At 45.5% G+C, this 19,084-nt stretch carries 20 protein-coding genes; 8 read left to right on the forward strand and 12 right to left on the reverse strand.

From position 1 onward, the window contains the following. Nucleotides 1-312 precede the first annotated feature (312 nt). The gene (locus QQL60_RS09520) at nt 313-1,167 is read right to left on the reverse strand and encodes a YicC/YloC family endoribonuclease (protein WP_284723328.1); all 855 of its coding nucleotides are present in this window, start codon (nt 1,165-1,167) and stop codon (nt 313-315) included. A gap of 130 nt (nt 1,168-1,297) precedes the next feature. Between QQL60_RS09520 and rph the strand changes: the two genes are divergently transcribed. The 5 genes from rph (at nt 1,298) to QQL60_RS09545 (ending at nt 4,785) form a co-directional block, all read left to right on the forward strand. Next, nucleotides 1,298-2,017, forward strand: a complete 720-nt coding sequence (gene rph, locus QQL60_RS09525; RefSeq protein WP_007146800.1) for a ribonuclease PH — start codon at nt 1,298-1,300, stop codon at nt 2,015-2,017. Next, complete coding sequence (gene rdgB / locus QQL60_RS09530) at nt 2,014-2,619, forward strand: RdgB/HAM1 family non-canonical purine NTP pyrophosphatase (protein WP_007146801.1); 606 nt, start codon at nt 2,014-2,016, stop codon at nt 2,617-2,619. The genes rph and rdgB overlap by 4 nt, the downstream gene beginning before the upstream one ends. A 210-nt stretch (nt 2,620-2,829) precedes the next feature. After that, nucleotides 2,830-3,300 (forward strand): hypothetical protein, encoded by a 471-nt coding sequence (locus tag QQL60_RS09535; RefSeq protein WP_284723172.1) that lies wholly within the window; start codon nt 2,830-2,832, stop codon nt 3,298-3,300. Continuing rightward, complete coding sequence (hemW, locus tag QQL60_RS09540; RefSeq protein ID WP_284723173.1) at nt 3,300-4,454, forward strand: radical SAM family heme chaperone HemW; 1,155 nt, start codon at nt 3,300-3,302, stop codon at nt 4,452-4,454. Before QQL60_RS09535 ends, hemW begins: the two co-directional genes overlap by 1 nt. Before the next feature lie 40 nt (nt 4,455-4,494). Continuing rightward, nucleotides 4,495-4,785, forward strand: coding sequence for a hypothetical protein (locus QQL60_RS09545; RefSeq protein WP_273180279.1), 291 nt, complete (start codon nt 4,495-4,497; stop codon nt 4,783-4,785). Nucleotides 4,786-4,815: 30 nt separating this feature from the next. Here QQL60_RS09545 and QQL60_RS09550 read toward each other — a convergent pair whose 3' ends face one another. The 4 genes from QQL60_RS09550 to alaC are packed head-to-tail and all read right to left on the reverse strand — an operon-like array spanning nt 4,816 to nt 9,020. Next, entirely contained in the window at nt 4,816-5,337 is a 522-nt protein-coding gene (locus tag QQL60_RS09550) for a hypothetical protein (protein WP_284450954.1), read from the reverse strand. A 5-nt stretch (nt 5,338-5,342) separates the two neighbouring features. Next, nucleotides 5,343-6,485, reverse strand: a complete 1,143-nt coding sequence (gene thrC / locus QQL60_RS09555; protein ID WP_007146806.1) for a threonine synthase — start codon at nt 6,483-6,485, stop codon at nt 5,343-5,345. 34 nt (nt 6,486-6,519) lie between these two features. Beyond that, nucleotides 6,520-7,833 carry a homoserine dehydrogenase gene (locus QQL60_RS09560; RefSeq protein WP_007146807.1) on the reverse strand — a complete coding sequence of 438 codons (1,314 nt, stop codon included), beginning with the start codon at nt 7,831-7,833 and terminating at the stop codon, nt 6,520-6,522. An 8-nt stretch (nt 7,834-7,841) separates the two neighbouring features. Continuing rightward, nucleotides 7,842-9,020: an alanine transaminase gene (alaC, locus tag QQL60_RS09565; protein WP_040576629.1), complete on the reverse strand. Its 1,179-nt coding sequence runs from the start codon at nt 9,018-9,020 to the stop codon at nt 7,842-7,844. Between the two features lie 95 nt (nt 9,021-9,115). Between alaC and QQL60_RS09570 the strand changes: the two genes are divergently transcribed. The 3 genes from QQL60_RS09570 (at nt 9,116) to QQL60_RS09580 (ending at nt 11,101) form a co-directional block, all read left to right on the forward strand. After that, on the forward strand, nt 9,116-9,964 hold the full coding sequence (locus tag QQL60_RS09570) for an HDOD domain-containing protein (protein ID WP_007146809.1): 849 nt from the start codon (nt 9,116-9,118) through the stop codon (nt 9,962-9,964). A 76-nt stretch (nt 9,965-10,040) separates the two neighbouring features. Then, nucleotides 10,041-10,574: an NlpC/P60 family protein gene (locus tag QQL60_RS09575; RefSeq protein WP_284723174.1), complete on the forward strand. Its 534-nt coding sequence runs from the start codon at nt 10,041-10,043 to the stop codon at nt 10,572-10,574. An 83-nt stretch (nt 10,575-10,657) separates the two neighbouring features. Further along, nucleotides 10,658-11,101 carry a DUF3617 domain-containing protein gene (locus QQL60_RS09580; protein ID WP_284723175.1) on the forward strand — a complete coding sequence of 148 codons (444 nt, stop codon included), beginning with the start codon at nt 10,658-10,660 and terminating at the stop codon, nt 11,099-11,101. Between the two features lie 99 nt (nt 11,102-11,200). On the opposite strand, the gene lysS is transcribed toward QQL60_RS09580, so the two are convergent. The 7 genes from lysS to parC form a co-directional block, all read right to left on the reverse strand. Then, nucleotides 11,201-12,694, reverse strand: a complete 1,494-nt coding sequence (gene lysS / locus QQL60_RS09585; RefSeq protein WP_007146812.1) for a lysine--tRNA ligase — start codon at nt 12,692-12,694, stop codon at nt 11,201-11,203. 13 nt (nt 12,695-12,707) lie between these two features. Next, a protein-coding gene (gene prfB, locus QQL60_RS09590; RefSeq protein ID WP_284723176.1) for a peptide chain release factor 2 occupies nt 12,708-13,785 on the reverse strand; the annotation gives its coding sequence in 2 pieces (ribosomal slippage) (nt 12,708-13,730 and nt 13,732-13,785; 1,077 coding nt in all). A gap of 110 nt (nt 13,786-13,895) precedes the next feature. Continuing rightward, complete coding sequence (locus QQL60_RS09595; protein ID WP_284450950.1) at nt 13,896-14,684, reverse strand: peptidoglycan DD-metalloendopeptidase family protein; 789 nt, start codon at nt 14,682-14,684, stop codon at nt 13,896-13,898. Between the two features lie 4 nt (nt 14,685-14,688). Then, the gene (locus QQL60_RS09600) at nt 14,689-15,264 is read right to left on the reverse strand and encodes a YqaA family protein (RefSeq protein WP_273180266.1); all 576 of its coding nucleotides are present in this window, start codon (nt 15,262-15,264) and stop codon (nt 14,689-14,691) included. Further along, a complete protein-coding gene (locus QQL60_RS09605; protein WP_007146816.1) occupies nt 15,264-15,923 on the reverse strand; it encodes a protein-L-isoaspartate(D-aspartate) O-methyltransferase in 660 nt (219 codons plus the stop codon). Before QQL60_RS09605 ends, QQL60_RS09600 begins: the two co-directional genes overlap by 1 nt. Before the next feature lies 1 nt (nt 15,924). Then, nucleotides 15,925-16,671 (reverse strand): 5'/3'-nucleotidase SurE, encoded by a 747-nt coding sequence (gene surE, locus QQL60_RS09610; protein WP_007146817.1) that lies wholly within the window; start codon nt 16,669-16,671, stop codon nt 15,925-15,927. 171 nt (nt 16,672-16,842) lie between these two features. Continuing rightward, nucleotides 16,843-19,080 carry a DNA topoisomerase IV subunit A gene (parC, locus tag QQL60_RS09615; RefSeq protein ID WP_007146818.1) on the reverse strand — a complete coding sequence of 746 codons (2,238 nt, stop codon included), beginning with the start codon at nt 19,078-19,080 and terminating at the stop codon, nt 16,843-16,845. Nucleotides 19,081-19,084: the final 4 nt, after the last annotated feature.

A 19,084-nucleotide genomic window follows, 5' to 3' on the forward strand; every position in this document is an offset into this window, starting at 1 on the left:
GCTCACCATTGCCCACCACTGTTTGTTTATCGATTGATTCGATAGTTGAGTGATTGAACAATCTGCAAGCAGCACGATAAGTGGAGATGGCATAAGGCGGTGGTGAGATAGATGCAAAAATCTGCTCACCAGATATCTTGACTTTTTGCTTATTGAGTCAAAAAAACAGGACTTGCCCACCATTTTGCCCACCACTTAAACAGCAACTGGTAACGGACATCTGCAAACCGATATGGACGGGGAAAATAAAAAAGCCCTGTATTTACAAGCAAATAACAGGGCTTCTAAGACATTCTTGGACGGGTAAAAAAACTATTCGATGTTTTGAATTTGCTCACGCATCTGTTCGATTAATACTTTCAGATCAACTGAGTATCGTGTGGTATCAGTATCAATCGATTTAGAGCCTAATGTATTGGCTTCACGGTTTAATTCCTGCATCAGAAAATCGAGTCGGCGACCGATAGGCTCATTCCGTTTCAATGTATGTTTCACTTCATTCACATGATTCTGTAAACGATCGATTTCTTCTGCCACATCGGCTTTTTGCGCCAATAGCACCATTTCCTGCTCAAGCCGCTCGGGTTCCAGACTCACCTCAAGCTCAGCAATCCGGTCTGATAATTTTTGTCGATGGCTGGCAAGAATGTCTGGCAGACGAATTTTAGTTTGTTCTGCAATATCGTTGATTTGCTCACAGCGTTGAATAATCATCTGTTCCAGCGCTGCACCTTCTCGCTCGCGGGTTGCCACTAAATCATCCAGCGCGTGTTTTAAAGAATTCAATACGGTTGCTTGTAAAGCATCCTGATCCAGACTTTCAGTCTGAATGACGCCAGGCCATTGCATCACCCGTAAGATATCAATCGGCGCCGCATTATCAGTAAAAGAAGCCAGCTGTTGATAGTTTTCCATAACAGTTTTAGCCAGGTCGACATTCATTTGTAATGCATTCTGCGCTTGCTCAGGCACACGATAGCGTAATGCGACTTCCACCTTACCCCGACTCAGCGTGTCGCTGATCAGTTTGCGCATCGCCATTTCAAACGGACGAAAACTTTCTTCTAAACGAAAAGACACTTCCAGATAACGATGATTTACTGAGCGAATTTCCCAGCTCAAGCTGCCAAGCTCAGTTTGCTCCTCATGGCGGGCAAAGGCGGTCATACTTCGTGTCACAATCATGTCCTATTTCTGAATTAATCTGACATCTTACAGAAAACCATTGATAAAAAGCATCTGCGGCAGTGATTTAGGGCAGGTATAATAGGTTAAATTTGACTGAGGAAAAGCGAATATGCGTCCAAGTGGTCGTCAAGCCAATGAATTAAGACACGTCAATATCACCCGTAACTACACCAAACATGCCGAAGGCTCAGTACTGGTAGAGTTCGGTGACACCAAAGTACTTTGTACTGCAACCGTTGAAGAACGTATTCCACAATTCTTACGCGGTACAGGTGAAGGTTGGGTGACCGCTGAATATGGCATGCTTCCACGCTCTACCGGTAGCCGCATGCAACGTGAAGCGGCCAGAGGAAAACAAGGCGGCCGTACAATGGAAATTCAACGCCTTATTGGACGCTCATTACGCGCAGCCATTGATCTGAAATCATTAGGTGAGCGCAGTATTACCATTGACTGCGATGTGATTCAGGCCGATGGTGGTACTCGTACAGCCTCTATCACGGGTGCTTATGTTGCATTACACGATGCCATCAGCCATTTACTCAACACCAGAAAGCTGAAATCCAGTCCCCTACATGGTCAAGTTGCTTCAATTTCCGTCGGTATCTATAACGGCACACCGGTTTTGGATTTGGACTATGATGAAGACTCATCTGCAGAAACTGATATGAATGTGGTCATGAACGATGCAGGCGCTTATATCGAATTACAAGGCACCGCTGAAGGACATGCCTTCCGAGCTGAAGAATTACAATCCATGTTGGATCTGGCTAGTCATGGCATCAGTCAGCTTATGGAAAAACAACGGGAAGTACTGGCAGTATCATGAAAAAAATCGTCTTAGCGACCGGCAATCAAGGCAAGCTTCGTGAGTTTGCAGAAATACTCGCCCCTCTCAAAATCGACATCGTCTCGCAAGCCGATCTTGGTGTCATTGAGGCTGAGGAAACCGGTTTAAGCTTTGTCGAAAATGCCATCATCAAGGCTCGCAATGCCTGTAAACAGACTGGCCTTGCAGCCATTGCTGATGACTCTGGTATTGAAGTAGATGCCCTGCGCGGTGCGCCGGGCATTTATTCTTCTCGCTATGCCGGTAAGTCTGCCACAGATAAAGACAATATTGCTGCTCTGTTAGACGCACTGAAAGATGTACCGGCTTCTGAGCGCAGCGCCCGTTTTCAATGCGTTATTGTCTTCATGCGTCATGCTGACGATCCGACACCCCTGATATTTCACGGTAGTTGGCAAGGTCAAATAATGACAGAAGCCGTTGGCGAAGCAGGTTTTGGTTATGATCCGATCTTTTTTGTTCCTGAAACGGGCTGCAGTGCAGCAGAACTTAGCTCAGAACAAAAACATGCGATCAGCCACCGTGGCCAAGCAATGCATCGTTTTGTGGAAGAATTCCCATACAATCGCCATCAGTTTTGATCACATTTTTAGCTACTATTTAATGTGATGCTTCGATACCGGACTCCATTCATCACGCTATTTTTAGCTTTATCAGCTTGTTCATCCCCTTACGCTGAGCATCCTATAAAACCGATCCGTAGTAGTCAGAGCCTGAATGATATATGGGACAATGATTATCGTTTTTTTATTGGTCATCCCACTCCCGATCGTTTTTCAGTCTGTCACAGCATGAGCTGCTATAAAATCAGTGAAGCGAGCATTAATAAGCAGGATTGGCAGAACATTCTCACACTGTTTGCCAACAACGACAGTGCTGAAGATGAACGTCATGCAGTTCAACAAGCCATTGCCAGTTTAGAATTTCTGGTCGGAATACAGATTAGCAGCCAGCATGATTTAGCTCGTAACCAGATAGCGTCTAATCGTTATGGTCAGATGGACTGTGTTGATGAGGCCACCAATACCAGTGTCTATCTGCGTATGCTTGAAAATGCCGGTGTTTTAACATGGCATACTACCGCTTCACGTATGTCACGAGGTATTTTTCAGGGTCAGGCGCCACACAACACGGCAACGATGATTGATACGCAAACGCAGATCCGTTATGCCGTAGACTCGTGGTTTTATGAAAATGGAAAAGCCCCCGTCATTATCAATCTGGATAAATGGATGTCAGGCTGGGAACCGGAACAACAATAATGTTCAACTTTACAAGCTTACCGCCTCTTAGCCTTTATATTCATGTGCCCTGGTGTGTGCGTAAATGCCCCTACTGTGACTTTAACTCTCATGATAATCATCAATCACTGCCAGAACAGGCCTATATTGATGCATTGATACGTGACCTGGAACAAGAATTACCCCTGATTTGGGGACGCTCGATCAATACGGTCTTTATCGGTGGTGGCACACCCAGTTTATTTTCAGCAGAAGCATATGATCGGCTTTTCTCTTCAGTCCGTGCCTTACTGCCCTTGCAACATGATGCTGAAATTACTTTAGAAGCCAATCCAGGTACTGTAGAAGCGGGTCGTTTCAGCGAATATCGTGATGTCGGTATCAATAGGCTGAGTATTGGTATCCAGAGTTTTGATCAGGATGCACTACAGGCACTGGGCCGTATCCATGACAGCAAGCAAGCAATCAAAGCCGTGGAATATGCTCATCAGGCAGGGTTTGATAGTTTTAATCTGGATCTGATGTTTGGCTTGCCCGGACAGGATGAGAAAAAAGCCAGGCATGATGTTGAAACTGCCATTGCCCTGGCTCCACCACATATCTCCTATTATCAATTAACGATAGAACCTAATACGCTGTTTTATGCTCAACCGCCGAGTCTTCCGGATGACGATCCAATTTATGACTGGCAGCTTGCCAATCAGGCAAGTCTGGCTGAAGCGGGTTATATGCAGTATGAAACCTCGGCCTACGCTCAAAAAGGCCATCAATGCCGCCATAATATTAACTACTGGCGCTATGGTGACTATATCGGCATTGGTGCCGGTGCTCATGGCAAAATCAGCAGTGCTTCTCCACAACAGATTCAACGGCGTGTTAAACAAAAACAGCCACAGAAATATATCGATACGGCAGGCACAGAAGCGGGATTGCTTGAGCAAACTTTCGTCAGCAAGGATGAGGTTGGATTTGAATTTATGTTGAATGCGATGCGTTTGCTTGATGGCGTTCCCACACCGCTTTTCCAGCAACATACTGGCGTGCCAATTTCTACAATAAAACAGGCTATGCAAAAAGCTGAACAGTTAGAATTATTGCAACATACTATCGAGAGAATTCGGCCGACAGAAAAGGGGCAACGTTATCTCAACAGTCTCATTGAGCTATTTATATAGGCATAGTATGCTTTTTGCACAAAGACATAAGGAAACGTTTATGGCAAACCGTTCTCTGCTAATTATTGGCACCGCATTATTGTTTTTTACCAACCTCTGTCAGGCAGAAGTGATTTCCATTACGGATCCCAGTTATGAGGTAGCTAATGATCCCTCAGGCATTGTCCGGCCCACCCGAGGAATGACAATGGTTCAGGTAAAAGAACAGTTTGGGGAACCAGATACCATTCGTCCAGCCGTCGGACAGCCGCCAATTACGCGTTGGGAGTATGCAAAGTTTGAGGTGGTGTTTGAATACGACAAAGTAATTCATTCTGTTGTCGTCAAATAAATATCGAGACCACTAAATTAGATAGTCGCGTTAATCGTCCTGACTTGGTGCAGAATCAATATTCAAAAACCGTTTTAATGCCCATTTCGGCAGCGTTCCCATCCTTGCATGATGCAAAGAATCAGACTCAATAACAATCAACACCAATACACTGACCAGCGTTGGCAAAATTCCCAGACCACCGATCATGGCATAGACAGCTTCTTTCATCATGCCAAGATGCATATGACCGAGCACACCCAGGGTCGACACGCTGACAAGCAGTAGAAGAATCATCATAAAAAAACGACTCCAACGACGTGCTACTTGCCAATGTGCCCAGACAAACTCACCCTCTTCACGTTTGACCCGACTCGATCGCCAGTAGGTATATCCCAGTGCCAAAAAAGAAATTAATGGCACCAGGAATAAATACTTCATATACGTTGGACCAAACGTAGATATCGCGGTAAACACCAGAATATGATTGCCAATCAGGTTGCTTAGAAAAATATCATGAGGCAACTTGGCACGAGCAATCTCTGTTTCGGTTGGTTCCGCGAAATGCGTCATATCGATTACGCCATATTGTTCAAAATGGCTTCACGCACGGCATCAAGCTCAGCATTTACGGTAACAACAGCAGATGTACTTTGTTTGATCGCTGTGTCAGGATCTTTTAAGCCGTGACCCGTTAAAGTACAAACAATAGTGCTGCCTTCAGGGATTTTGCCTGATTTAATATCACGCATAGCTCCCGCCAAAGATGTTGCTGAAGCAGGCTCACAGAACACACCTTCTTTTTCAGCTAATAACTTCTGCGCAGCCAGAATTTCTTCATCAGAGCACTCATCAAACCAACCGCCCGACTCTTCTTTCACCTGCCAGGCTTTATCCCAGCTTTGCGGGTGACCGATACGAATTGCTGTGGCGACTGTTTCAGGATCATCTACCATATGACCACGCATGAAAGGCGCACTGCCAGCCGCCTGATAACCAATCATCTTAGGACGATTGCCGACAATGGCACCACCCGCATATTTACATTTACCACCACAATAAGCACATGAATCGGTGACATGATCACCTGAATTACATGAATACTCACAGTAGCCAATCCAGTGAGCCGTAATATTACCGGCATTCCCTACAGGCAAACAGTGATAGTCAGGCGCTCGGCCCAGTTCTTCGACAATTTCAAAGGCCGCTGTTTTCTGTCCTTGTAAACGATATGGGTTTATCGAGTTCACAATAGTCACCGGCGCATGTTCAGCGACTTCTTTGACTAACTGCATGCCCTGATCAAAGTTGCCTTTGATTTGAATAACGGTTGCACCGTGCATCATTGCCTGGGCCAGTTTGCCTTGTGCGATTTTGCCGTCTGGGATAAGTACAAATGCAGCGATGCCTGCACGTGCAGCATAAGCCGCAGCCGCAGCCGATGTATTACCTGTTGAGGCACAGATAATCGCTTTACTTCCCTCTTCTACCGCTTTGGTCACAGCCATGGTCATACCACGATCTTTAAATGACCCCGTTGGGTTCAGACCTTCGTACTTCACATAAATATCGACATCCTTACCCAGCTCTTTGGTAATGTGGTTGAGCTTAATAAGCGGGGTATTGCCTTCACCAAGACTGATCAGGCGGGTATCGTCATTGACTGGTAAACGGTCGCGATAGCGCTCAATGAGTCCAGTGTAACGTGGTCGAAATGACATAATAATTTCCTCTAAATGAATTCTTTATACAGGCTTAACCACCGAGAGATTCCATGCGAATACGCATAATAGAATCCGGCACCGTATCCAATGCCTCAATTTGTGCAATGGCCTGGTCCATATTTTTCTCTACCACAGCTTGGGTCAACATGATAATCGGTACCATGCCTTCATGTTCTTCAGGCTGCTTTTGCAAGATAGCTTCAATATTGATGCCCTCATTGCTCAAAATACGGGTTATATCGGCTAACACACCCGGCTTGTCTAAGGTATGAATACGTAAATAATACGATGTCACCACTTCTGACATAGGCAGAATCGGCGTGTCTTTTAATGCATCAGGCTGGAAGGCCAAATGGGGTACGCGATTTTCAGGATCAGTGGTCAAAGCACGAACGATATCCACGATATCTGCGACAACGGCTGAAGCCGTGGCTTCTGAACCTGCACCTGCACCGTAATAGAGTGTTGGGCCAACTGCATCACCTTTCACCACAACCGCGTTCATCACACCATTTACATTGGCTAATAAACGTCGCTGCGGAATCAAGGTCGGGTGGACTCTTAGTTCCACACCAGCTGTGGTTTTCTTCGCAATACCCAGGTGTTTAATGCGGTAACCCAATTCATTGGCGTTCAGCACATCTTCTTGCGCTATACGGCTGATACCTTCGGTGTAGCATTTATCAAACTGCAACGGTATACCAAATGCAATGGAAGCCATAATGGTGAGTTTATGCGCCGCATCAATACCTTCAATATCAAACGTAGGATCCGCTTCGGCATAACCCAGCGCCTGTGCTTCCGCTAAAACGTCAGCAAAATCACGACCTTTTTCCCGCATTTCAGTCAGGATAAAGTTACCTGTACCGTTGATAATGCCTGCCAGCCATTCAATGCGGTTACCAGCCAGACCTTCACGCATGGCTTTGATAATCGGAATACCACCAGCAACTGCCGCTTCGAAGGAGATTGTGACGCCTTTTTCCTGAGCAAGCTCAAATAGCTCATTACCATGTATGGCAATAAGCGCTTTGTTGGCTGTCACGACATGCTTGCCATTTTCGATGGCTTTAATCACCAACTCTTTAGCAACACCTGTACCGCCAATCAATTCAACAACAATCTGAATCTCAGGATCGTTGATGATGTCAAAAGCATCATCCGTTAAATTGATAGCAGAAGTGTCACAGCCTTTAGGTTTATCAAGGTCACGATCAGCAGCGCGATATATTTCAATATCACGGCCTGCACGACGACTGATTTCTCTCGAGTTCCGGGTTAATACGTTGACAGTACCACTACCAACCGTTCCTAAACCCAGAATTCCGATTTTTACTGATTGCACTCTGCCCCCTACGGTTTTCTCATCATGTCACGGATCCCACGGATCGCCTGACGTGTACGATGTTCATTTTCAATCAATCCAAAGCGTACATAATCATCCCCGTACTCACCAAAACCAATACCTGGTGATACAGCGACTTTCGCTTCTTTCAATAATTTTTTACTAAATTCTAATGAGCCAAGCTCACGATATTTCTCAGGAATCTTCGCCCAGACAAACATGGTGGCTTTGGGTTTTTCTACCTGCCAGCCAATGGCATTCAGTCCATCACATAAAACATCACGACGACTTCTGTAAGTTTCCACAATTTCATCAACACAGTCCTGTGGCCCTTCCAGAGCGGTAATGGCTGCTACCTGAATCGGCGTAAACATACCGTAGTCCAGATAAGACTTCATTCGTGCCAGTGCAGCGACTAATGTCGGATTACCAGACATAAAGCCCACACGCCAGCCAGGCATATTGTACGTTTTTGACAGGGTATAAAACTCAACAGCGACTTCTTTCGCGCCCGGCACTTGTAAAATGGACGGCGCTTTATAGCCATCAAATACAATTTCACCATAAGCCAGATCATGAATCACCCAGATTTTATGCTCGCGGGCAAAGTCGACTACCCGTTGGAAAAAGTCCAAATCAACACATTGTGTTGTCGGGTTGCCAGGGAAATTCAGCACCAGCATTTTGGGTTTAGGCCATGAATCCTTAACCGATTTTTCCAGCTCAGCAAAAAAGTCGACATCAGGCGTCAATGGCACATGGCGGATATCTGCGCCCGCGATAACAAAGCCATAAGGATGAATCGGATAAGCGGGGTTAGGCACTAATACCGCATCACCAGGACCGACAGTAGCTAGTGCTAGATGCGCTAAACCTTCTTTAGAGCCGATAGTAACAATGCATTCAGTTTCCGGATCAAGTTCGACATCAAACTTACGTTTGTACCAGCCCGCGCAAGCTTTACGTAACCTGGGAATACCACGAGAAACCGAATAACGGTGGGTATCTGGCCGCTGCGCCGCCTCGACCAGTTTTTCTACAATATGTGCGGGTGCAGGGCGATCGGGGTTACCCATACCAAAATCAATGATATCCTCACCACGCGCACGTGCTTTTGCTTTCAAATCATTTACAATGTTGAAAACGTAGGGCGGAAGGCGTTTAATTCTTGGAAATTCGTCGTTCAACTGAATACCTGCGATAAGCTAAAAACTGTCGGCAAACTAAGCAAAATAACTGAAATTAATAAACACTTCAAATTCATTTATCAGAAGCGATTACTATGAGCCAGCAAGACCTATTTTATAACAAAATCCTGAAAGATCTTGAGGACGGTAAACTTCTTCTACCGACATTGCCAGAAGTGGCCTTGAAGGTGAGAGAAGTTGTCGATGATCCAGATGCCACTGCAGTGCAATTGGCAGATATTATTGTAACCGATCCTGCCCTGTCAGCGCGCTTATTAAAAGTTGCCAATAGTCCGCTATACCGTGGCCGAGTCCCGATTGAAAGTATCCACATGGCCGTGCCAAGACTGGGACTTACAATGGTGCGTAATATCGTTACCAGTCTGATGATGGAACAAATGTTTAAAGCGACCAATAAACGTTTAGAAAAACGTTTAAAAACACTCTGGGAGCATAGCACTAAGGTTTCTGCGCAGAGTCAGGTGCTGGCCAGCAAACTTCCCAAAATGAATACAGATGAAGCGATGTTAGCGGGCTTAATTCACTCCATAGGCACACTCCCTATTCTAATGCAGGCCCAAGACGAACCCGGTTTATTAGAAAATCCGCAGCGTTTAGACCAGATTATCGATAATCTTTATCCGCGTATTGGCGCAGCAATCCTCCGCAAATGGGAATTTCCACAAAGTTTGGTTGAGGTCGCCGCTGAACATAAAAATCTCAATCGTAATAGTGGTCCTTCCGGTCCTGATTTAGTCGATGTGGTGCAAGTTGCCTACCTTCAAAGCTTATTTGATACTGAAAAAGCACTAGACCCGCTCACATTAAATAAAGTGATTTCTTTCGAGAAAGTGGGTGCAGATACAGGTCTGACTGTATATGAAATTGACGAAAATAGTGAAGAATATCTGGAAGCATTAGCTTTATTTAACATCAAACCTTAAAACTAAATTTATGCATAAGGGGCAGTCATACTGCCCTTTTTGTTTATTTGGAAGCAAAGAGACAGAACTGTGTGATATGCATATTCTCCACTTAGAGATTAATCGGTTAAACCGCTATTTATGGCGCTTCATAATTCTGTCCTTACTCAATCTGCTCGCTGCTTGTCAGACGAGTCCTCCCGACTATAGTTATAGCCCTCCACCACAAGCCATTGCTACGCCTGATCAGCAACAAACGCTTAGTCTGCTTTATCGTCAATATCAACAATGGGCAAGCACCCCTTACCGTTTAGGTGGTAATAGTCACTCTGGTATAGATTGCTCTGCTTTTGTACAGCAGACGTATCAAACACTATTTGGCATCCCTATGCCCAGAACAACGTCGCAACAAATCCTGCAGGGGCATCCGATAAAACGAAGCGAACTCAAATCTGGGGACTTGGTTTTTTTCCGTAAGGGCAGTCATGTCGGAATTTATCTAGAAGACGATAAATTTTTGCATGTGTCCACCAAAGTCGGCGTTACTATTTCCAGTATGCACAACAGCTACTGGTCACGTTATTTTTGGCAAGCAGTGCGTGTCAAACCAGTTATCACTATTTCACCATAGACGCATTGCTATATTGAGAAACTCGCGGCAATATGTGCGAGATTCATTATTCAGTGATGAATAAAACTCTAGGAGAACGTCTCATGTTTCAACGCGCTTATATGTTACTGATCTGTTTTAGTCTGACCATTATCAGTTTCCCCGTTCTTGCTGAAACACCTAACCTCCACCCCGGCATTTGGGCTCATACCACAACCACAACCATCGAAGGCCCGATGTCACTGCAACCACAAACCAGCACCAATCAGGAATGTCTGACCCAGGCTCAGATTGATAAAGGTGTGAATATGTTGGAAATACCTCAGCAGTGTATTGTTCAAAAAGTAAAGGTATTACGGGATAGTGCTGACTTTGCTGTTGACTGTGATATTCAAGGTATAAAAAATCACTTTATCGGCCACACTAATTTCCACGGTGATCATATGGATGGTCAAATGAGCAGTGAAATGAATAGTCCGATGGGGGTGATGGTGATGAAGATGAATTTTACCGCAAAACGGATTGGTGCATGTCCGGCGGCTGAATAAAAACTTTTGGGGTTCGTGCCTCTTACAACCTCCCCCTGCAATAAAACAGAAACAAAAAAGGCGAGTCAAAACTCGCCTTTTTTATTAACTAATATATAACTATTCAGGACGCATATGCGGGAATAACAAGACGTCCCTTATAGAAGGTGAGTCTGTCAGTAACATCACCAGTCGATCAATACCGATACCCTCACCCGCGGTAGGTGGCATACCGTATTCAAGAGCACGAATGTAATCGGCATCATAATGCATCGCTTCATCGTCACCGGCGTCTTTTTCTTCCACCTGTGCTTTGAAACGTTCCGCCTGATCTTCGGCATCATTAAGCTCTGAGAAGCCATTAGCAATTTCACGACCACCGACAAAAAATTCAAAACGGTCGGTCACAAACGGATCATTATCATTACGACGCGCTAATGGTGAGACTTCGGTTGGATAAGCCGTGATGAAAGTCGGATCCATTAAACGGTGTTCAACGGTTTTTTCAAAAATCTCAATCTGGACTTTACCCAAACCATAACTGTCTTTCAGCGCGATATCTAATGATTTAGCGATTGCACGTGCAGACTCAATATCATCCAGTTGTTCAGCTTTTAATTCAGGATTGAAATGCAGAATCGACTCTTTCACGGTCATTCGGGTAAAGGGTTTGGCAAAATCAATGTCTAAACCTTGATAGTGCACTTGCGTTGTACCCAACACATCTTGCGTGATGGTACGCAGCATATCCTCAGTCAAATCCATTAATTCATGGTAGTCAGCATAGGCTTGGTAAAACTCCACCATGGTGAATTCTGGATTATGACGAGTCGATAAACCTTCGTTACGGAAGTTACGATTGATTTCAAATACGCGTTCGAAACCACCGACTACCAGACGCTTCAGATAAAGCTCTGGGGCAATACGCAAGTATAAGCCCATATCCAGCGCATTGTGATGTGTCGTAAATGGACGGGCTGTGGCACCACCTGGAATTGCCTGCATCATCGGTGTTTCCACTTCCAGATAATCCTTGCTCATCAGGTAACGACGAACACCATCAACAATTTTGGTACGAATACGGAACACATCACGACTGGCTTCGTTCATGATTAAATCAACATAGCGTTGACGATAGCGTGTTTCCTGATCCGATAATCCGTGGAATTTTTCTGGTAATGGTCTGAGCGATTTTGTTAAAAGCTGAATACTATCAACATGCACCGACAACTCGCCTTTCTGGGTACGAAATAGTGTGCCTTCAGCACCGATAATATCGCCTAAATCCCAACTTTTAAATTGCGCATAGACACCTTCCGGTAATTCATCGCGTGCGACATACAACTGAATATTGCCAGACATATCACGAATGGTGGCAAAACTTGCTTTACCCATGACACGCTTGGTCATCATACGGCCGGCAATCTTCACGCGTAATGGATTTGCCTTTAATTTTTCAGCATCCCACTCTGCGTATTCTGCCTGTAATTCAGCGTTCATTACATTACGACGGAAGTCGTTAGGAAAAGCATTGCCCTGCTCTCTTAAGTCGGCCAGTTTTTCACGGCGTTGGGCAATTAATCGGTTTTCGTCCAATTCTGTTTCATTTGTCATTCGGGTTTCCAGCTTATAATCCTGATTTGAGTGAGGCTTCAATAAATTGGTCCAGGTCACCATCTAAGACCGCTTGAGTATTGCCGGTTTCGACGCCTGTTCGCAGGTCCTTGATGCGGGACTGATCGAGCACATAAGAACGTATCTGACTGCCCCAGCCAATATCTGACTTCGACTCTTCAGCAGCCTGTTTCACTTCGTTTTGTTTCATCAACTCCAGTTCGTACAGTTTCGCACGTAACTGGTTCATTGCACGGTCTCTATTCTGATGCTGCGAGCGTTCGGTCTGACATTGCACCACCGTATTGGTAGGTACATGCGTAATACGAACAGCAGAATCCGTCGTATTAACATGCTGACCGCCGGCACCACTGGAACGATAAGTATCGGTTCTCAGATCTGCCGGGTTGATATCAATTTCAATGGTGTCATCCACTTCCGGATAAACGAATACCGATGCAAATGAGGTATGGCGACGCGCACCAGAATCAAACGGTGACTTACGAACCAGGCGGTGTACACCGGTTTCGGTCCGCAGCATACCAAAGGCATATTCGCCTTCAAACCGGACTGTGGCACTTTTAATACCCGCCACCTCACCAGCAGAGACTTCGATCAATTCGACTTTATAGTCTTGTGACTCACCCCAACGCAGATACATACGCAAAATCATGTTTGCCCAGTCTTGTGCCTCAGTTCCACCAGAACCTGACTGAATGTCCAGATAGGCATTGTTCTTATCCAGCTTACCGGAGAACATGCGTTGAAATTCCAGCTTTTCCAGACCTTTTTCTAATTCATTCAGATCAGCCTGGATCGCATCAAACGTGGCCTGATCATTATCTTCAACGGCTAATTCGAGTAATTCTTTTGCATCATCCAGCATGTCACGATGGCCGGATAAGGTGGTGACAATTTTTTCTAAACTCGCACGTTCCTGCCCTAGTTTCTGGGCAGTTTCCGGATTTTCCCACACACTGGGCGACTCCAGTTCGCGCGTGACTTCAATTAATCGTTCAGCTTTCTCATCATAGTCAAAGATACCCCCTAAGATCGTCACTGCGATCCCGTAGGTCTTTGATTCGCTGCATCGTTGCGCCTAGTTCCAAAGGTAACCTCTAGTAAATTTGATTGAACTACCGGCGAATCCGGCAAGCCACATATTGTAGCTGATTTGTCATAAAAATGGCGTACCCAGCGTTTATTGTTTGGGTAGAAAACGTTGTGGATCGACAGGTTTACCATTACGACGAATTTCAAAATGCAGTTGGTATCGCTGAGTACCGGTCCGTCCTAATGTGGCAATCTTTTGCCCAGACTTCACAACCTCGCCCTCTTTCACTAACAAACGTTCGTTATGCGCATAGGCACTCAAGTAAACATCGTTATGTTTTATAATCAATAAGTTGCCATATCTCGGCAAACCATTACCACTGTAAACCACTTTTCCTGAAGCGGCGGCGACTACCGGTTGCCCGGCTTTGCCAGAAATATCAATACCCTTACCACCTGAACTGCTATTGGAATATGTCGCAATCACCAGTCCATCCGTCGGCCAGCGCCATTGCAAGTTCTGGCTACCCGTATAGCTGGAGTTTGTTGAGGCAGTTGCTGGCTGGGAAGTTGGCTTCGCTTGTGTTTTAGGTTTTGGTGCAGGCGTCGTCGGCTTGGTCACTACTTTTTGTTTGCTGGAACTGGACGGCGCCCTAGTACTTGACGTAGAACCTCTGAATTTTAACTTTTGTCCGACGTATATGGTGTAAGGAGACCGAATGCCATTAATACGCGCCAATTCCTTGTAATCCATTCCATAACGCCAACTTATGGAATACAGAGTATCGCCTTTTTTGACCGTATAAGAATAAGGCGTTTTGGCTATTTTCCGCTGATTGCTTTCATAACCATAGGAACCAACTGGCGCCAACGCCCGGCTTCCACCACCACAGGATGTTAAGGTAAAAACCAGTAGTAACGGCCAGATCCATTGCATAAATTTATATGAAGATAAAATAACCTATCACCAGTGCTAACACCGTAAACCAGCCAATACGATCAATCCATAAATGAAGTTTTGACTCTAACTCAGCACCGCCCCAACGCATTAAAGCCGCCACCAGAAAGAAACGCATTCCCCGCCCAACCAAAGAACCAAATATAAATGGTAATAGAGCCATGCTGGCTACGCCGGCCGCGATAGTAAAGATTTTAAAGGGAATCGGTGTAAATCCAGCAAGAAAAATGGCCCAGATTCCCCACTCATGGAACCACTCGGCAGCATGGGTGTAAGCATCCATATAACCTAGAGACACCAGCCAGGGTTCAACCATATTAAAAGCAAACAAGCCAATGAGATACCCCAACAACCCACCTAAAACTGATGTCACTGTGGTTAAAGCAGCCAAAAACCAGGCACGTTCTGGTCTGGCTAAGGTCATCGGTGCCAGCATTACATCCGGTGGCACAAGAAAACAGGAAGACTCGGTAAAACTGACTAAAGCTAACCAGTAGGTTGCGTACTTATGTCGGGCCCATATCATCACTTGTGCATACAAACCTGAAAATAAGCGCATTAAATCTGACCACTCAATAGAGGAACAAAACTGACAGGATCTAACTCCGTTTCTTCGTACCTGTCACCCTGACGATCAATCACACGTAGAGACTGACCCTGACTTGTACCAACCGGTATCACCAGACGTCCGCCCGGCGCTAACTGTTTTAATAATTCTAATGGGATGTGTTCAGGCGCACAGGTCACAATAATACCGTCATACGGTGCATACCATTCCCAACCCCAGTTACCATCACTGTGTTTGAGTTTTATATTATTGAGTTTAAGTTGATAAAAACGTTCACGAGCCTGATTTTGCAGCGGCGAAATTCGTTCAACACTGTAGACCCGTTCAACCAGTTTAGATAACACCGCCGTCTGATAACCGGAACCCGTACCTACTTCCAGAATTTTCTGGCGTGGCCCATCTTCGAGCAGGATTTCAGTCATTTTTGCCACAATATATGGCTGTGAAATAGTCTGACCATGACCAATCGGCAAAGCCGTATCTTCATAAGCACGGCTGGCTAAAGCTTCATCGACAAATAAATGTCTTGGCATCTCACGAATGACAGAAAGCACTTCATTATTCTTGATTCCACGCTCCTGTAATCGAGTTACCAATCGATCGCGTGTGCGCTGTGAGGTCATGCCGATGCCTCGGTAGTCGGTTTTCATTTCAGATATCTTTCAACCAGTTGGCAACGCCATCAATAGCATCGTAGCGTGTTAAATCAATTTGCAAAGGAGTCACCGAAACAGCACCGCGCCGGATAGCATCAAAATCAGTTCCTGGACCCGCATCTTCCTCTTCACCAGCAGGCCCAATCCAGTACATCATACGACCACGTGGATCCACTTCTTTAATGACCGGCTCGGCTTTGTGACGATGGCCAAGTCTTGTACTTTCAATACCGGTAATTTCGTCAATAGGTAAATCCGGCACATTCACATTCAGAATCGTATCAGCGGGTAATGCAGATAACTTAAGCTGGGCAACAAGTTTCTTGGCTACCCAGGCTGCTGTCTCGTAGTGGGTGCCATTATGCGATGTGAGTGATATAGCGATTGCTGGCAAGCCAAGAAAACGTCCTTCCATGGCCGCCGCTACCGTACCAGAGTAAAGCACATCATCACCCAGATTGGCGCCAGCATTAATACCCGACACCACCATATCCGGTTCATCCTCCAGTAAGCCTGTAATCGCCAGATGCACACAGTCTGTCGGCGTGCCTTCAACGCGATAGACGCCATCTTCTTGTTGTTCAAGTCTTAGCGGATTTTCCAGTGTCAGTGAATTGCTGGCACCACTTCTGTTTCTATCAGGGGCGACAACGGTGATCTCCCCCAGTTCTGCCATCGCTTTTGCCAGAGTGCGAATGCCTTTCGACATATACCCGTCATCATTGCTTATCAGGATTTTCATTAGATTGTTTGGTCTTTAAGCTCTTGTTATTTAAGCGCTCATATCTTAACAAGATTGAGCAGCGATCGTTATAAAATCACGCAAAAACAGCCATGTGGCTGAAGAAAGAATACTTTGGCTGTTCTTCAACGCTATCAGCGTCATATGACATCGTTGTCACGGTAATGAAATTTATTCAGCGACTTCCATACCACTGACTTTCTGTAAGCCGCGTGGAAGCTTATGTCCTCTTTTACCACGACTGCCTTCATAATGGGCTAAATCAGCGGCTTTTAACGTTAAATGACGTCGGCCAGCATGTAAGGTGAGCCCCTGTTCATTAGGTACTATAACGACGGCTTGCATCCATTCTTGACCCGAAGTGAATTTCGCCTGAGGAATATTGATCAAACGAACCCCTTTGCCCTTATTCATTTCTGGAATGTCATCAGCAGGAAACACCAGTAAACGACCATCGCCGGAGGCTACGGCAATCTGTGTTTCTTTACTGTCAATAAATAACGGTGGCAGCAAAGCAGCGCCTTTTGGAATATTAAAAATGGCCTTACCTGCTTTATTTTTAGCCAATAAATTATCAAGCGTAGTAATGAATCCGTAACCTGCCGTATTGGTCAGTAAGACTGACTGTTCAGGTTCAACTACCATCACAGCCACAAACCTGGCCTCGGCAGGTGATTGTAAACGCCCACTCAGCGGTTCACCCTGACCTCGTGCAGAAGGGAGTGTGTGCGCGCCCAGCGAGTAACTACGGCCAGTATCATCCAGAAACACAATCTGTTGATTACTTCTGGCTTTTACTGAAGCAAAATAACGATCACCAGTACGGAAATTTAACGAAGCAGGATCAACATCATGACCTTTAGCTGCGCGTACCCAACCACTTTCAGATAACACGATGGTCAACGGTTCTGTCGGTAATAACTCGGTGGCATTTAATGCTTTTGCGGCCTTTCTTTCAATGATGTTTGAACGTCTGTCATCACCAAATTTTTCTGCATCAGCCGTCAATTCTTTTCGAATCAGTGTTTTTAGGCGTGTGTCTGAACCTAATAATAATTCAAGCTGTTTGCGCTCTTTACTCAACTCATCCATTTCGCCACGGATTTTCATCTCTTCCAGTTTGGCTAAATGGCGTAAACGCAGTTCTAAAATGGCTTCGGCTTGTCTGTCAGTAATACCGAATCGTTCCATCATCACTGCTTTGGGTTCATCTTCAGTACGGATAATCGCAATGACTTCGTCGATATTCAGATAGGCAACGAGTAAGCCTTCCAGAACGTGCATCCGATCCAGCACTTTATCCAGACGATATTGCAAACGACGACGAACCGTTTCCACACGATAGGCCAACCATTCCTGCAGCATGTCCAACAGATTTTTCACCTGCGGACGACCATCCATGCCAATCATATTCATATTGACACGATGGCTGCGTTCTAAATCAGTCGTCGCAAATAAATGCGACATCAGACTGTCGATATCAACCCGGTTGGAGCGAGGCATAATGACCAGACGAACTGGGTTTTCATGATCCGACTCATCACGCAAATCGGCAACCATCGGTAATTTTTTTGCCTGCATCTGAGCCGCGATTTGCTCCAGTACTTTTGCCCCGGACACCTGATAGGGCAACTCATAAATGATGATTTCACCTTCTTCTTTTTTATAACATGCCCGTTGTTTTATCGAGCCATGCCCGGTGGCATACATTTTATGAATTTCATCGCGACTGGAGACGATTTCAGCCCCGGTTGGGAAATCCGGCCCTTGAATATCTTCAAGCAAATCTTCCAGAGTACTTTTGGGTGTTTTTAACAGGCGTAGACAAGCATTAACCACTTCACGCAGATTATGAGGAGGCACATCAGTGGCCATCCCCACAGCAATCCCTGTCGTACCGTTTAGTAATAGGTTAGGCAACCGGGCTGGCAACAAGGACGGCTCATCCATGGTACCGTCAAAATTCGGCACCCAATCCGCTGTGCCCTGCCCCAACTCACTTAATAAAACCTGCGAATAAGCTGCCAGACGCGCTTCGGTATAACGCATTGCAGCAAAAGATTTAGGGTCATCGATTGAACCCCAGTTTCCTTGTCCATCGACTAAGGGATAACGATAAGAGAACGGCTGCGCCATTAATACCATGGCTTCATAACAGGCAGAATCACCATGCGGATGGTATTTACCTAAGACGTCACCGACGGTTCTGGCTGATTTTTTATGCTTGGATAAGGCACTCAGACCCAGTTCAGACATTGCATAAATAATCCGCCGCTGAACAGGTTTCAGACCATCACCAATATGCGGTAATGCACGGTCCAGAATGACATACATCGAATAATCCAGATACGCTTTTTCAGTGAAATCGCGTAGCGGCATATTCTCCAAATCATCGACGAAAGTAGTCATGGGT

The sequence above is a fragment of the Methylophaga thalassica genome (genome assembly GCF_030159795.1).
Lineage (GTDB): Bacteria > Pseudomonadota > Gammaproteobacteria > Nitrosococcales > Methylophagaceae > Methylophaga > Methylophaga thalassica.

Bases quoted from the DNA above. Each gene is read 5' to 3' on its own strand.
- QQL60_RS09570 (WP_007146809.1), top strand. From the start codon at position 9,116: ATGAGCCAGCAAGACCTATTTTATAACAAAATCCTGAAAGATCTTGAG.
- QQL60_RS09595 (WP_284450950.1), bottom strand. From the start codon at position 14,684: ATGCAATGGATCTGGCCGTTACTACTGGTTTTTACCTTAACATCCTGT.
- QQL60_RS09550 (WP_284450954.1), bottom strand. From the start codon at position 5,337: ATGACGCATTTCGCGGAACCAACCGAAACAGAGATTGCTCGTGCCAAG.
- rdgB (WP_007146801.1), top strand. From the start codon at position 2,014: ATGAAAAAAATCGTCTTAGCGACCGGCAATCAAGGCAAGCTTCGTGAG.
- hemW (WP_284723173.1), top strand. From the start codon at position 3,300: ATGTTCAACTTTACAAGCTTACCGCCTCTTAGCCTTTATATTCATGTG.
- QQL60_RS09605 (WP_007146816.1), bottom strand. From the start codon at position 15,923: ATGAAAACCGACTACCGAGGCATCGGCATGACCTCACAGCGCACACGC.
- thrC (WP_007146806.1), bottom strand. From the start codon at position 6,485: ATGTCATTTCGACCACGTTACACTGGACTCATTGAGCGCTATCGCGAC.
- QQL60_RS09545 (WP_273180279.1), top strand. From the start codon at position 4,495: ATGGCAAACCGTTCTCTGCTAATTATTGGCACCGCATTATTGTTTTTT.
- surE (WP_007146817.1), bottom strand. From the start codon at position 16,671: ATGAAAATCCTGATAAGCAATGATGACGGGTATATGTCGAAAGGCATT.
- QQL60_RS09535 (WP_284723172.1), top strand. From the start codon at position 2,830: ATGAGCTGCTATAAAATCAGTGAAGCGAGCATTAATAAGCAGGATTGG.
- lysS (WP_007146812.1), bottom strand. From the start codon at position 12,694: ATGACAAATGAAACAGAATTGGACGAAAACCGATTAATTGCCCAACGC.
- parC (WP_007146818.1), bottom strand. From the start codon at position 19,080: ATGACTACTTTCGTCGATGATTTGGAGAATATGCCGCTACGCGATTTC.
- QQL60_RS09575 (WP_284723174.1), top strand. From the start codon at position 10,041: ATGCATATTCTCCACTTAGAGATTAATCGGTTAAACCGCTATTTATGG.
- QQL60_RS09600 (WP_273180266.1), bottom strand. From the start codon at position 15,264: ATGCGCTTATTTTCAGGTTTGTATGCACAAGTGATGATATGGGCCCGA.
- QQL60_RS09580 (WP_284723175.1), top strand. From the start codon at position 10,658: ATGTTTCAACGCGCTTATATGTTACTGATCTGTTTTAGTCTGACCATT.
- rph (WP_007146800.1), top strand. From the start codon at position 1,298: ATGCGTCCAAGTGGTCGTCAAGCCAATGAATTAAGACACGTCAATATC.
- QQL60_RS09520 (WP_284723328.1), bottom strand. From the start codon at position 1,167: ATGACCGCCTTTGCCCGCCATGAGGAGCAAACTGAGCTTGGCAGCTTG.